The following is a 14,851-nucleotide window of genomic DNA, read 5'->3' as shown; positions in this document are numbered from 1 at the left end:
TTCCGCTACCGCTTCTGCGCCCCGTCGAGCTGCTGGAGCGCCTCCTCGACACGGCGTGCGAGGTCCCTGACGGTCGGGTATTCCAGCACGGCGACCCCGGGCAGGCTGACGCCGAGCGACTCCCGGATGCGTACGGCCAGTTGCACTGCCACCAGCGAGTTCCCACCGAGGTCGAAGAAGTCCTCGTCGAGGCCGATGCGGGGCAGCCCGAAGGCGTCCTGCCACAGCTCCACGAGTCGCCCCTGCGTGGTCGTCGCGGTCTCCGTGACGGCCACGGAAGCCTGTTCGGTGCGCCTGGCGGCTCCGGCGAGCGCTCCGCTCCCCGCGGCCCCGATGGACTCGGCCATGCGGGAGACGCGCCGCAGCCGCTGGGCCAGAGGCTCCCGGCTGACGACGTACTGCGCCTCATCACGGGTGTCGAGCACCCGCCACAGCAGGGAGATCCCCTCGTCCGGGGTGATCAGCAGCTCGCCGGATGGGGTGCCATCCGGCTCCGCGGCGGCCGCTGCCGCCGCGGTGGACACGGTGGACGCGGCGGGATCGGCCCGGAGGGTCTCCCGGTCCGATCCCGGTGACGCCGCCGGTCCGTGGCCGCCACCGAGTTCCTCCACCTGGAGGATGCGCACCTTGAACCCTTCGACGGTGACGACCTCGCGGCCCCGCTCGTCCAGGATGCCGATGTCGTGGGTGGCGCTCGACCGGTCCTGCGCGACCTCGAAGGACCGGACGTGGCTGTACAGGCGGGCGGGTAGCGGCTCGCGCACGACCAGCCGGTCGAACCCGACGGGCAGGAAGCTCGTGCCCCCGCCCACCAGGCCCGGGATGAACAGGCTGAGCGAGGTGGCCCCGTCGAGCAGGGAAGGGTGGACGACGAAGTCGCCGAGGTCGTCGTCGCCCTGGCCCTCGCGCAGTCCCAGGGTGACGAGGTGCTCGCCCCTGCCGACGTCGAAGACCTCCATGGCGGGCCAGTGCGGCCCGAACTGGACCAGGTGTTCGTCGGTGTCCGGCTGAGGGGACCAGGACAGTTCGTCGCAGCGGGCCCTGATGCCCGCCAGATCGCGCTGCTCCGGCTCGGCAGACCCGGCGTACCGGGCGACCGTGGCGCGGGCGTGGTGGTGCCAGGGCGCCTCGGGGGTGTCCACGGCCCGGCTGCGGACGGTGAAGTCGTAGGCCCCTGACCCGGCGCGCTGCCCGCGTACCTGGACCTCGCGCCGCTGGTCGACGGCGAGTGGGCGGCTGAAGAGCACGTCCCGCACCTCGACGGGACCGTCGTCCACACCGTCCTTGTACGCGGCGGACATCAGCTCGATGAACGAGGTGCCGGGGAAGACCGCCGAACCACCCATCCGGTGGTCGGTGAGCACCCAGTGGAAGTCCGGGTCGACCAGGGCGGAGTACACCACCTCCGAGTCGTCTCCGGTGTCCTGCCGGCGGCCGAGCAGCGGGTGCGCGGCCTGGGTGGAGGTGATCCCCTGTTCCAGCTCGCGGAAGGCCCTCGGCGCGTTGGTGTGGGTGTCGCCGATCATGCCGACCTCGGTCCAGCCGCACCAGTTGACCGCGATGGTGCGGCAGCGGCCCCGAGTGCGCCGCGCCTGGGCGTAGGCGTCCAGGAAGGCGTTGGCCGAGCAGTAGTCGACCATTCCGTAGTCGCCGGAGACGGAGACGATCGAGGAGAAGAGCACCAGCAGTTCCAGCTCGTCGCCGAGCAGCCGGTCGAGCACCAGGGTGCCATCGACCTTGGGGGCGAGGACCTCGCGGGCCTGCTCCTCCGTCCGCAGCGCGGCGAGTCCGCCGCCCGGCACACCGGCCGCGTGGAACACGCCGTGGATGCGGCCGAAGCGCTCCTTCGCGATATCGACGACCTTCCGCATCGCCGCCTCGTCGGTGACGTCGGCGCAGGCGACGAGCACCTCACCGCCGAGCTCCTCCACCTCCCGGACCCCGAGGATCCGCCGGCTCGTCCGCTCGTCGGGCCCGTGCGCGGCCAAGTGGGCGTCCCACTCGGACCGTTCGGGCAGAACGGCCCGGTTGACCAGGACCAGCCTGGCGCCTGCCGTGCGCGCGAGCTCCTTGGCGGTTTCGAGACCGATACCGCCCATGCCGCCGGTGATGAGGTAGACCCCGCGGCGCCGCAGCGTCCTGGGGAGCACCGACCGCTGGGGCAGGGCGACCGCCTCGTGCTCCGAGACCCACCTGCGGCCCGCCCGGTAGGCGACCAGCGGATCGCGGACGGGGGTGCCCAGCTCCTCGGCCAGCTGTCCGGCGTCCGCCAGGGCAGCCGCGTCGGCGTCGATCAGCTGGAACGTGAGCGTCGGCGACTCGTGGGGGATGACCAGGCAGGGCCCGAGCAGCAGGGCCTTCGCCGGTTCCACGGGGTCGCTGCCCGAGACGTCGGAGGAACCGGTCGTCAGGACTCGTACGTCCGTCTCCCCGTCCGGCCACCGTTCCAGCAAGGCCTGCGAGAGGTGGAGCAGACCGAGGAAGCCCGTGTCGCGTACCCGGTCGGTCTCGTCCGTGCCGAAGGCCCCGGCGGCCGCGGGGGCGGCGCTCCAGCCGTGGAGCACGTGCGTGGGACGCCCGGGTCCCGCGTCGAGCGCGCTGAGGAGCGCGTCGTGGTCAGCGCGTCGTGCGGGGTCCATCGTGTAGCGGCCCCCGCCCAGGTCGGCGAAGGCCTCGCCCGCCACCACACGGACCAGGGGGACGCCGCGCCCGGCCAGCCCGTCGATGAGGGTGTCGGCAGTCCCGGCCGAGTCCTCGAGGACCAGCCAGTACCCGCCGTCTGCCCACTCGGACGCGGGGGCGGCCCGGTTCAGCGGACGCCTGCGCCAGGTCGGCAGGAAGGTGGACTCGTCGGCGGGCAGGACCAGGGGCTCGGCGGCGGCCGGAGCCGTTACCTCGGGGTCCGGGTCCGGGTCGATCCAGTGCCGTACCCGCTCGTACGGATAGGTGGGCAGGACGACCCGGCGGCGCGGGGCGTCCGAGCGCAGCCGCGCCCAGTCGACGCCGACGCCGTGCGACCACAGGGCGGCGACGGCCTCCGCGACGCAGTCCTCGTCCGAGCGCTCGGAGTTCGCCCGGCGCATGGAGGGCACCACGGCGGTGTCGCGGGACAGGGTCTGGCGTGCCAACGTGGTGAGGCTCTGGCCGGGGCCAGTCTCCAGCAGGGCCGTCGCCTTCTCGGTGACGGTGCCGCATGCCTGCGCGAAACGGACGGTGCCGCGCAGCTGCGTGGCCCAGTAGTCGGGGTCGGTCGCCTCCTCGTCGGTGATCCAGGTGCCGGTGAGGGTGGAGACGAAGGGGATGCGCGGTGGCCGCAGGTCAGCCGCGGCCACCGCCTCGCGGAACGGTTCCAGCACCGGATCGAGCATGGCGGAGTGGAAGGCGTGCGAGGTCTGGAGCCGCTGGCCGCGTATCCCGTGGGAGGCCAGCCAGTCGCCCAGCACCTCCAGGGCGTCCTCGGGTCCCGAGACCACGCAGCTCTTGGGGCTGTTGACCGCTGCCAGGCTCAGTTCGTCGGTGAGCAGCGGGGCGAGGTCGTCCTCGGGGAGCGGCACGGCCAGCATGGCGCCGCGCGGCATGGACCCGATGAGGCGTCCGCGCTCGGCTACCAGGTGCAGTGCGTCGTGGAGGGTGAAGACGCCCGCGAGGCAGGCGGCGGTGTACTCGCCGATGCTGTGGCCGACCAGCGCGGCTGGTTCGACGCCCCGGTCCATCCACAGCCGGGCCAGCGCGTATTCGGTGACGAACAGGGCGGGTTGGGCGAGTTCGGTCCGGTTCAGCCGCTCGGCCGCGTCCTCGGCGGTGCCTTCCTCGCCCGTACCGCACAGCAGGGGGCGAAGGTCCTGGCCGAGGTGCTCGCGCAGGATCTCGGCGCACTCATCGACGATCGCGCGGAACAGCGGTTCCGCCTCGTACAGTCCGGCCGCCATGCCGACCTGCTGGCTTCCCTGTCCGGGGAAGAGGAAGGCAGGCCTCGCGTGCTGCGCGGATTGTGCGCGGGGGTGGTTCTCCCGCTCCAGAGCGGCGATCGCCCTCTCGGTGTCCCGACAGGCGAAGGCTGCCCGGTGCGTCATCTCCCTGCGGCCCGTCTGCAGGGTGTGGGCGACGTCTTCGAGGGCGAGTTCGGGATGGTCGCGCAGATGAGCGGCCAGCTCGGTGCGGAGAGTGGCCAGGGCCGTCTCCGTCCTCGCCGACAGCGGCAGGACCTGCGGGGTCAAGTCGCGCTCCGCCGCCCGGGGGTGGGGCCGGGGCGCCTCCTCCACGATGACGTGCGCGTTGGTGCCGCCGATGCCGAAGGAACTCACTCCCGCCCGCTTCGGGTTGCCGCGCTCGGGCCAGGGGGAGAGTTCGGCGTTGACGTAGAACGGCGTCTCGGGGAAGCCGATGCGGGGGTTGGGGGTCGTGAAGTTGATGGCGGGCGGGATCACGTCGTGCTGCATCGACAGCACCGTCTTGATCAGTCCCGCCACTCCTGCCGCGGGGCCCAGGTGCCCGATGTTGGCCTTGAGGGACCCGATGGGGCACGCCTGGTTCCGTGTCGCGCCCGCCCGGCGGTAGGCGGTCGACAGTGCCGAGACCTCGATGGGGTCGCCGACGGCGGTCGCCGTGCCGTGCGCCTCGACGTAGCCGATGGTGTCGGGGGAGAGGCCGCCCGCGGCGGCGAGCGCCTGGGTGATGACCTCGGCCTGACCGTCGTGGCTCGGCGCGGCGAAGCCGTTCCTGCGCGCCCCGTCGTTGTTGACGGCGGTGCCGATCAGCACGGCCTCGATGTGGTCGCCGTCGGCGACGGCGTCCTCGTACCGCTTGAGGACGACGGCTCCGGCGCCGGTGCCGAAGTTCGTCCCGGCCGCCTCGGCGTCGAAGACCCGCACATGGCCGTCGAGGGCGTAGATGCTGTTCTCCGCCCACTTCTGCCCGCCGTAGTAGGGGAGGAGGATGTTGACACCCCCGGCGACGGCCATGTCGCAGTCGCCGCTCGCCAGTGCCTGGCACGCGGAGTGGATGGCGACGAGCGATGTGGAGCACGCGGTGACCATGGAGACGGCCGGGCCCTCGAGGCCGAGGGCGTGCGCGACGTGGGTGGCGAGGTAGTCGAGGTTGTTGTTGGTCTCGATGGCCATGTCGCCGACCGCGGCACGGACCCGGCTGTTCTCGTAGACGTTCCTGAAGTGGTACGCCACTGGGCCGCTGCCCCCGTATACGCCGATCGCGCCCTCGTGGCGTGCGGGGTCGTACCCGGCGTGCTGGAGCGCCGTGTGGCAGACCTCTAGGAAGACCCGCTGCTGCGGGTCGGTGATGTCGGCCTCACGCGGGCGGTAGCCGAAGAAGCCGGCGTCGAAGCCCTCGACGTCATCCATCAGCGGGCGCCGTCGTATGTAGTGCGGGCTGGCGATGGACTCTTCGGAGATGTCGCTGCGGCGCAGTTGCTCGTCGGTGAGCTCCGTGAGGGACTCCACGCCGTCCACCAGATTCGTCCACAGCTGGTCGACGTCCTGGGCACCGGGGAACCGGCCGGCGAGTCCGATGACCGCGATGCGCCGCACCGCCGGCTGTCCGCCTGGGTGTGCCTCACTCATGTACTTCCCCCTACGAAGCTCGGCTGGGGTGGCTGAACCTACTTCCTGGACGTGATCGCGAACCACGTCAGATTTGAGTGACGGCGTTTGGACGCCCGCCCGCCCGGTGCCGGCGGCCGCCGACCAGGGGAAAGGGGACCCCCCGACGTACGGCCTGAGGGTCAGACAAATGTGACGTTGTTCGGCCCAGGCGCCACTTCTAGGCTGAGCCACCCAGCAGGCCCAGTTGACACAGCGGTGCAGGGGGAACACATGGCGGAAGAGCCACGAGCGGACCACATCGCGATCGTGGGAATGGCTTGCCGCTTTCCAGGGGCGAACACCCCGGAGGAGTTCTGGGCGAACCTCGCCGCCGGTACCGAGTCGATCACCCGTCTCTCCGAGGACGACCTGCTCGCGGCCGGGGTCGAACCCCGTGAGTTCCGGCATCCGCGTTTCGTCAACGCCGCACCCCTCGTCGACGACGTGGCGGGGTTCGACGCACGATTCTTCGGCTACACGCCGCGTGAGGCCGAGGTGCGCGACCCGCAGGGGCGGCTGTTCCTGGAGACCTGCCACGCCGCCATCGAGGACAGCGGTTACGACGTCACCCGCATCAAGGGCCAGGTGGGCGTCTTCGGGGGGATGGCGAACAATTACTACGGCGAACGGAACGTGGCCCGCAACGCCGCGATGAAGGCCGCCGTGGGCAACATGGCCATCGAGGTCAGCAACAGCCCCGACTACCTCGCCACCACGGTCTCCTACCGGCTCGGCCTGCGCGGCCCGAGCATCAACATCCAGACCGCGTGCTCCACCGCGCTGGTCGCCGTCCACCTGGCGGCCCAGTCCCTGCGCGACGGCGAATGCGACTACGCCCTGGCAGGCGGGGTCGAGGTCGAACTCCCCTACGCCACCGGCTACACGTGGTCCGAGGGCGACATCTACTCGCGCAGCGGGCACATCAGGCCGTTCGACGCCGCCGCCGACGGGACCATGTTCGGGACGGGTTCGGGGACCGTCGTGCTGAAGCGGCTCGACGACGCGATGCGCGACCGCGACCACATCTACGGCGTGATCAGGGGGTCCGCCGTCAACAACGACGGCGGCGACCGCGCGGGCTTCACGGCCCCGGGCGTCCAGGGACAGATCCAGCTCGTCGCCGAGGCGCTGGCCGTCGCCGAGGTGCACCCGGACACCATCGGCTTCGTCGAGGCCCACGCGACCGGGACCCTGGTGGGCGATCCGATCGAGGTCGCGGGGCTCACCCAGGCGTTCCGTGCCGCGGGAGCGGGTGGCCTCCGGAGCTGCCTGATCGGCTCCGTCAAGGCCAATGTCGGCCATCTCGGCCCGGCGGCCGGGGTCGCGGGCCTGATCAAGGTCTGCATGGCCCTGCAGCACGAGGCCATTCCGCCGAACATCAACTTCGAGACGCCCAACCCGAGCCTGCAGCTGGAGTCCAGCCCCTTCTACGTCCCCACCGAACTCACCCCCTGGAAGGCGGGAGAGGACCCCCGCCGCGCGGGCGTCAGCTCGTTCGGGATCGGCGGGACCAACGCCCATGTGGTGATCGAGGAGGCACCCGCCCCGCCCGTACCCGTCTCCCCCGGGCGGCGCCGCTGGTTCACACTGCCCGTCTCCGCGCGCACGGCCGCGGCGGCGGAGGAAGCGGCCCGCAGGTACGGTGCCTTCCTCGGCGAGCACCCCGGGGCCGCGCCCGCGGACGTGGCCTTCACCCTGCAGAACGGAAGGACCGCCCATCCGCAACGGCGGGCGGTGGTGGCCGACTCCACAGCCGCGGCCGCGGCGGCGCTCCAGGCCATCCGTTCGAGCAGACAGATCACCGCCCCGGCCGCCGCGACCGCCCGCCAGCCGGTGATGATGTTCCCCGGCCAGGGTGCGCAGTACGTCGGCATGGGACGCGATCTCTACACGACCGAGCCGGTCTTCCAGTCGGCGCTCGATACGTGCGCCGACCTGCTCCGCCCCCGGCTCGACCACGACCTGCGCGACCTTCTGTACCCGACGGACGGGGACGAGGGGGAGGCGGCGGCGCTGCTCCGCGAGACCCGGTACAGCCAGCCGGCGCTGTTCGCCGTCTCCTACGCGCAGGCCAAGTTGCTGGAGGCCGCGGGGGTCCGGCCCGCGGCGATGATCGGGCACTCGGTCGGTGAGTACGTCGCGGCGCACCTCGCGGGCGTCTTCACCCTCGCCGACGCGCTCGCCGCCGTCGCCACGCGGGGCCGCCTGATGAACGCGATGGAGCCCGGCGGGATGATCGCCGTCGCCGCACCGGAGGGGCAGGTCAGAGACCTGCTGCCCGGCACGGTGGAGATCGCCGCGGTCAACGGGCCCCGGAGCACGGTCGTGGCCGGACCGTTCGAGGCGTTGGAGACTGTGTCCCGGGCCTGCGAGGAGAACGGCCTCACGGTCACGGCCCTGCAGACCTCGCACGCCTTCCACACCGCGTCGATGGAACCGTGCCTGGAGGAGTTCGCCGCCGAACTTGCCCGGATCCCCCTCGCGGCACCCCAACTGCCCTTCATCTCCGACGTCAGCGGCACCTGGATCACGGAGGGTCAGGCGACGGACCCCGCCTACTGGGCCGCCCATCTGCGCTCCACCGTGCGGTTCGCGGACGGCGTCGAGACGCTCGTGGCGGGCGACGACCGCGTCCTGGTGGAGGTCGGCCCCGGCGACACGCTGAGCCGTCTGGCCCGCCAGCGCGTGGGGTACGACGCCGTTCCGATCGTGCCGACGATGCGTCACCCGCAGCGGAGCCGTCCGGACGACGAGGTGTTCGCCGAGGCCCTCGGCACGCTGTGGGTCGGCGGCGTGCCCATCGACTGGGAGGCCTGGTCGACGGAGGGGCGGCGGCTCCCGCTGCCGACGTACCCCTTCGAACGGCGCGTGTACTGGGTCGACCCGGACCCCGTGGTCCCTGGCGGCGCCGACGGCGCCGAGGAACAAGGTTCCCTCCCCGCGGACCGCTGCACCTTCGCGCAGAACTGGCAGGAGGCGCCCCTGCCCGCCCAGGAGCCGCCCCCCGCCGGTGGCCACTGGCTGGTGTTCGACTCCGGCCACCCCGTCGTCCAGCACGTGACCGATCAGCTCTCCGGCGGCGGGGCACGCGTGACGGTAGTGCGTGCGGGCACGGAGTTCGCCCGGCTCGCGGAGGGGCGGTTCACCCTTCGGCCCGACGCCGCCGACGACCTGGAACAACTGCTGACGGCGCTCGCCGATGACCCGCCCGGGACCGTCGTGCACGCGTTCACGCTGACGGACCCGGAAGCAGACCCGCTCGCCGACGCGACGGTGGCCGACACCCTGGCCAAGGGCTTCTACAGCCTGCTCCACCTGGGACAGCAGCTGGACCGGGCCGACCTGGGCACGGACGTCAAGGTGTACGCGGTCTCCAGCAACCTCCAGGAGGTCTCCGGCACGGAGCGGCTGGAACCGGCCAAGGCGACGCTCGTCGGCCCCGTCCTGCTGATGGAACGGGAGCTCGCCGGCGTCACCTCGCGTGCCGTCGACCTCTCCCTGCCCGCCGACGAGCCGGCCGAGGTGCTGGCCCGCCGGCTGGTCGCGGAGTTCGGCACGCCCACGGACGACCTCCAGGTGGCGTGGCGCGGCCGCAAGCGGTGGCGCCTGGACTACCGGCCCGCGCCGGTCGAGGAGCCGCGCCCCGACGCGCCGGTGATCCGGCCCGGCGGTACGTACCTGATCACCGGCGGCCTTGGCGGGATCGGTCTCGCGGTCGCCGACGACCTGGCCAGGACAGGACCCGTCACGCTGGTGCTGATGAGCAGGTCCCCGGTGCCGCCGAGGGAGCAGTGGAAGGAACTGGCGGACTCTCTGGAGACCGAGGAGGCCCTGCGGGGCAAGCTGCTGCGGCTGCTGTCGTTCGAGGAGCGCGGGGCCACTGTCGTACCCGTACGGTGCGATGTGTCCGACGAGGCAGCGCTCGCGGAGGTGCTCGCCGCCGTGCGGGCCGAATTCGGCCCCGTCCACGGAGTCTTCCACTCGGCGGGTATCGCGGGCGGCGGGATGATGGCCGTACGCGGCGACGACGATGCGGCACGTGTCCTCGCGCCGAAGGTGGCGGGCACGCTCGGGCTGCACCGACTGCTCGGCACCGAGCCTGACTTCATGATGCTGTTCTCCTCCGAGATCGCGGTCACCGGCGCTTTCGGCCAGGTCGACTACTGCGCTGCCAACAACTTCCTTGACCGGTTCGCCTCCTGGGCCTGCCGGCGCGGGCTGCCCGTCGTCTCGATCGGCTGGGCGGGCTGGAGCGAGTTCGGCATGGCGGCCGACACCGAGACCGCGGCTCCTCAGGCGTTCCGCAGGCTGGAGACCGGAGCCAGGTACGAGGCCGCCGGGCACCCGCTGCTCGACCGCGTGACGCGCAGGAAGGACGTCGTCGAGTTCACCACCGTGCTGGAACCCGGGGGCCACTGGATCTCCGCCGAGCACCGCATGGGCGGCGCCGACGTCGTGGTGGGCACGGCACTGCTGGAGATGGTCGAGGGCGGCTACCGCGGAGGCGTCGGAGGCATCGCCGCCATCAGCGACCTGGTGTTCCTCGGGCCCATCGGTGTGCGCGAGCCGACCGAGCTGCGCATCACCCTGACCCCGGACGGCACCGCGCACACCGCCTCGGTCGCCGCCACGGCGGTGGGACCGGAGCCACGGGTCTGGACGGAGCGGATGAGGTGCCGTCTTGAACCGGTCGCGGCCGATCCGGTCCCGCAGCGGGACCTGCGGGAGATCGCCGCCCGGTGCGAGAAGTTCTCCGTCGGCCAGGAGGTGCTCGCCGAACCGGGCAGGCTGGTTCAGTTCGGACCGCACTGGACCGGAGCGCTCAGAAGCGTCTCGGTGGGCGACGGTGAGGAGATCGCCCGGGTCGAACTCGCCGAGGAGTACCGGACCGAGGCGGCCCTGTACCGGCTGCACCCCACCCTGCTGGACATCGCGGTGAGCGCCAAGGACGACGCCGAGCGGCGGGCCCGCGGTGACGCCTATCTGCCCCTGGGCTACCAGCGCGTCCGCGTGCACGAACCGATTCCCTCCGCGTTCTGGGTCCACATCCGGCACACCTCGGGCGGCGGCGACGTGGAGGTGGACACCACGGACGTCGACATCCTCGACGACGACGGCCGGGTGGTGGTCGAGATCACCGGCTACGCCGAGCGCCGTGTCGACCCGGGGGCCATCCGGGCCGTGGTGAACGACACCGACGGCGAACCGGCGGAGGCCGATACCGGCCCCGGCGTGTACGGCGAGGCGCTGGCCGACGTCGGGATTTCGGCCGAACTGGGCCTGGACGTACTGTGGCGGATCGTCCAATGGCGCCCGGAACCGCACCTCGTCGTCTGCCCCGAGGGCATACGCAGGGCGATACGGCGCTCGCGCGCGCTGAGCCTGGACGTGGTGCGGCGCGAACTGGAGGACAGTCGGCTGACCGACGGCGCCACGGCCGCCGGTGACAGGCTGCTCGACAACACCCCGTACGCACCGCCGGAGACCGAGCTGCAGAAGAAGCTCGCGGAGCTGTGGACCGCGACGCTCGGGGTCAGTGCCATCGGCCTGGACGACGACTTCTTCGAGCTGGGAGGAAACTCCCTGGTCGCGGTGCAGTTGGCGGCACGCATGAGGGACAGCCTGTCCCTCACGCTGCCCATCGCGGGCCTCTTCGACAACCCGACACTCAGGGAACTCGCCGCCCATGTCACGGACACCGGCGCCCGGACGGGAGGCGGCGAGTGAACCGCGCACCGCACGGGAGCCCGGTGGACCTGGAACCGTGGATCAGGTTCGCGGCGCGCCCGGCCGGGCCGCCTCGGCTGCGGCTGCTGTGTTTCCATCACTCGGGCGGCGGAGCCACGCTGTTCAGGGAGTGGACGGCCGCCCTCGCCGCCCGGGGCATCGAGGTGTGGCCCGTCCAACTGCCCGGCAGGGAGACGCGGATCGGTGAACCGATGGCGACGGACCTGACGGACCTGACCGCCGGACTGGCCGACTTCCTGGCCGGCCCCCTCGACGGCGTCCCGTACGCCGTCTACGGCCACAGCATCGGTGCCTACGTGGCGAGCGCCTTCGTCCTACGCATGGCCGAACGCCAACTCCCCGGCCCCCGGTACGTTTTCACCGGCGCCGCGCGGCCCCCCTCCCACCCCGACCCCGACAGCCCGATGCACCTGATGGGTGACGCGGAACTGCTCGCGAAGCTGGAGACCTACGGTGGAATCCCCCCGCTGTTGCGCTCCTCCCCCGAGCTGATGGAGATGGCCGTCAGGACCGCGCGGGCGGACTTCCGCCTCGTGGAGAGGGCCTCATGGCCCGAAGGACCGTGGTTCACCTGCCCGGTGACCGCTGCGGGCGGTGAGCGGGACGCCACCGTGCCCGTGGGCCTCCTGCCGCACTGGGGCGCGGTGACGAGCGGCCGGGCCGAGGCCCTCACCTTCCCGGGCGGGCACTTTCCCGACTCCCGCGCCGTGCACACCCTCGTGGAGGTGATCTGCGATGAGACGGACCGGAGTGAAGGACGAGCCGGCCGGACGCGTGTCTGAGCCCGCTCCCGACCGCGAACCGACCGGTCAGTACGTCATCGAGGTGGCGGACCTGACCAAGTTCTACCCCGACCGCAAGGACGAGGAGGGAAACCCTGTCGCGTCGGTCCGGGGCGTCGACCTGCGCGTGCCCGCGGCACAGGTCTACGGGCTGCTCGGCCGCAACGGCGCGGGGAAGTCGACCACCATCCGAATGATCGCCACCCTGCTGGAGCCGACCTCGGGCACCATCCGCGTCTGCGGTCTCGACACGAGCAGGCACCGCCGCCAGGTGAGATCGATGCTGGGTGTGGCCCTGGGCGGGGAGCGGAGCGTCTACTGGAAGTTGACGGCACGTCAGAATCTGGAGTACTTCGCCGCTCTGCACGGCACCTCGCGCAAGAAGTCGCGGGCCCGCATCCACGAGGTGCTGGAGGAGATGGACCTCGCCGACCGCGCGGACGACTACGTGGAGCGGTACTCCACGGGGATGCGCCAGCGCCTGGTGATCGCCAGGGCCTTGCTCAACCGGCCCGGTGTCCTCCTCCTCGACGAGCCGGCCAGCGGACTCGATCCGCACGCTGCAGACAACCTCCACAACCACATCCGTAGGCTCCGCGACGCGGGACACACCATCCTGGTCACCACCCACGACATGGCCGAGGCCGACCTGCTGTCCGACCGCGTCGGCATCATCGACAAGGGCCGCCTGGTGGCTGAGGGAACCCCCGCGGAGCTGAAGCGCTCGGTGGGCGCCGCACGGGTCCTGCACCTCCAGTTCCGTGACCCCGGCCCGGAGGGGCTGCGCCTGCTGGCCGCCGAGGTGGCGGAGAAGGCGACCGTCCGCGAGGACGCCCCGCCCGACGAGCGGCCGGCCGACATCGCGTCCTGGACCCTGTCCAGTTCCCACCAGGAGGACCTGGCGCCGTGGCTCTTCTCCGTGGCGGCCCGCCACGGGACGACGATCCTGCGGATGGAGAACGAGCTGGTCACGCTCAGGCACGCGTTCCTGTCCCTGACGGGAGAGGGGCAGAACGATGCGTCCACTACGGAGTGAGGCGGTCTCCTTCGCCGCGACGGTGCGCAAGGAATGGCAGGTGCTGATCCGCTACCCCGGCAACCTGGTGACCGTCGTCGTGATGTCGGTGATCGTGCCGGCCTCTTTCGTCGCACAGGCCAGCGGATTCTCCGGGGGCGGCGACGAAGACGCGGTCGGCGCCTTCGCCGCCAGGTCGGGCACGACGCAGTGGGCCGGGTTCATCTACCTCGGCTGGGCGGTCTACCTGTGGATCTCGATGATCCTCTGGGGACCCGGGTCGGCCCTGCGCATGGAACGGATGCAGGGGTCCCTGGAAATGGTGCACCTCACGCCCGTATCCCGCTTCACCGTCCTCTTCGGTCCCGCGGTCGTCGAGATGGTCCCCGCCGCCCTGTTGTTCGGCGCGATCGGCGGGATGCTGAAGTTCGTCTTCGGCGTACCCCTCGGCTTCGGGCAGCTCCTGGCGGGACTGCTCGTCGTCCTCGCGTCGATACCGGCGCTGTTCGCCCTGGGCGGGCTGATGGCCGTCGTGGCGCTCCGATTCCGCGACGCCGAAGGCATCACGGAGGCGCTGCGGGGGGTGCTCGGGGTGGTCTGCGGCGTCACCTACCCCATCGCCGTACTCCCCGGATGGGTCCAGCCGGTCAGTGAACGCCTGCCGCCCACGCAGGTCCTGGACCTCTTGCGGGAGGCAGTGCTCCGGCCCTCCCTGCCCGACGGCACGGGGACACGGCTGCTGACGCTGCTCGTGGTGGGCACCGTACTGGGCGCGGCCGCCGTCCTCGCGCTCGGACGGGCACTGAAGAGCGCACGTCTCACCGGACAGATGGGGCAGTTTTGATACAGGCATCCGGCGCAGTGGTGCTGCGCGAGCTCCGTGTCCAGTGGCGATACCCACTGAGCATGATCAACCTGGTGCTGCTGACCCCGCTCTACGAGATGGCCATCCCCACCCTGCTCCTCGGCACGGCCTTCTTGGTGGATGACTCGTCGGTCGGCCTCACCCGCATGGTCGGCACCGACGACCTCGTGGGATGGATCGGCCTGGGCGTCCTGGTGGCTTCGGTGATGACGGGCGCGGTACGAGGCGTCTCCGGGACGCTCCAGTCCGACCGCCAGACGGGAGCGCTGGAGCACTCCTGGGCCGGACCCGTCTCGCGTGACGCGTTCGTCCTCGGCGCGGTGGGGGCGGGCACGATCTTCACGGCAGGGGCAAGCGCGCTGCTGCTCGCCTTCGGCATCGGAGTGCTCGGCGCCGACTACGACCCCACCGGTGTGCTCCTGAGCCTGCCGGTCGTCCTGGCGCTGCTGGTCGGCAACTGCGGCTTCGGCTACCTCGCAGCCGCCGCTGCCCTGCTGCTGCGGCGCCCCGCGCCCCTCCTCGACCCGCTCACGGGCCTGGCCGCCGCCTTCTCCGGGGTCGCCTTCCCTCTCACGGTGCTGCCCGAGGCCGTGCGCTGGCTGACGTTCGTCCTGCCGACGACCTGGTCCCTGGACCTGATGCGCTGGCTGACCCTGGACACCCGGACGCTGGTCCCGCTGCCTTACGAGGTGACGGCACTGGTGGTGACCTCGCTCGGCTTCCTGCTCCTCGGCCGCCGGATCTTCCTGCGGGCGGAACGAAAGGTGCAGACGACGGGGGCACTGACCCAGTTCTGACGTTGCGGGATCCTGCATCCGGACCCTGCTCACCGACCAGGGCTCCT

6 protein-coding genes are annotated in these 14,851 nt (G+C 71.7%); 5 read left to right on the top strand and 1 reads right to left on the bottom strand.

The annotated features are described in order from the left end of the window. Positions 1-5: 5 nt before the first annotated feature. A complete protein-coding gene (locus tag ACGFX9_RS35155) occupies positions 6-5,576 on the bottom strand; it encodes an SDR family NAD(P)-dependent oxidoreductase (protein ID WP_393482801.1) in 5,571 nt (1,856 codons plus the stop codon). A 252-nt stretch (positions 5,577-5,828) separates the two neighbouring features. On the opposite strand from ACGFX9_RS35155, the gene ACGFX9_RS35150 reads away from it, so the two are divergent. Genes ACGFX9_RS35150 through ACGFX9_RS35130 form a run of 5 tightly spaced genes read left to right on the top strand, consistent with a single transcriptional unit; the run spans position 5,829 to position 14,804 of the window. Beyond that, entirely contained in the window at positions 5,829-11,324 is a 5,496-nt protein-coding gene (locus tag ACGFX9_RS35150; RefSeq protein ID WP_393482798.1) for an SDR family NAD(P)-dependent oxidoreductase, read from the top strand. Further along, positions 11,321-12,127: a thioesterase II family protein gene (locus tag ACGFX9_RS35145; RefSeq protein ID WP_393482795.1), complete on the top strand. Its 807-nt coding sequence runs from the start codon at positions 11,321-11,323 to the stop codon at positions 12,125-12,127. The genes ACGFX9_RS35150 and ACGFX9_RS35145 overlap by 4 nt, the downstream gene beginning before the upstream one ends. Beyond that, positions 12,081-13,163, top strand: coding sequence for an ABC transporter ATP-binding protein (locus tag ACGFX9_RS35140; protein ID WP_393482792.1), 1,083 nt, complete (start codon positions 12,081-12,083; stop codon positions 13,161-13,163). The genes ACGFX9_RS35145 and ACGFX9_RS35140 overlap by 47 nt, the downstream gene beginning before the upstream one ends. Continuing rightward, positions 13,144-13,986 (top strand): ABC transporter permease, encoded by an 843-nt coding sequence (locus ACGFX9_RS35135; protein ID WP_393482790.1) that lies wholly within the window; start codon positions 13,144-13,146, stop codon positions 13,984-13,986. The genes ACGFX9_RS35140 and ACGFX9_RS35135 overlap by 20 nt, the downstream gene beginning before the upstream one ends. Before the next feature lie 17 nt (positions 13,987-14,003). Beyond that, positions 14,004-14,804 carry an ABC transporter permease gene (locus tag ACGFX9_RS35130; protein ID WP_393482952.1) on the top strand — a complete coding sequence of 267 codons (801 nt, stop codon included), beginning with the start codon at positions 14,004-14,006 and terminating at the stop codon, positions 14,802-14,804. Positions 14,805-14,851: the final 47 nt, after the last annotated feature.

The sequence above is a fragment of the Streptomyces sp. NPDC048436 genome (assembly GCF_043200355.1).
Taxonomy (GTDB): domain Bacteria; phylum Actinomycetota; class Actinomycetes; order Streptomycetales; family Streptomycetaceae; genus Streptomyces.
Note: the sequence above shows the minus strand (reverse complement) of the source record. Positions and strands in the feature narration are given on the sequence as shown.

Excerpts from the sequence above, each read along its gene's own strand:
- ACGFX9_RS35155 (WP_393482801.1), bottom strand. The coding sequence starts at position 5,576 with ATGAGTGAGGCACACCCAGGCGGACAGCCGGCGGTGCGGCGCATCGCG.
- ACGFX9_RS35150 (WP_393482798.1), top strand. The coding sequence starts at position 5,829 with ATGGCGGAAGAGCCACGAGCGGACCACATCGCGATCGTGGGAATGGCT.
- ACGFX9_RS35140 (WP_393482792.1), top strand. The coding sequence starts at position 12,081 with ATGAGACGGACCGGAGTGAAGGACGAGCCGGCCGGACGCGTGTCTGAG.
- ACGFX9_RS35135 (WP_393482790.1), top strand. The coding sequence starts at position 13,144 with ATGCGTCCACTACGGAGTGAGGCGGTCTCCTTCGCCGCGACGGTGCGC.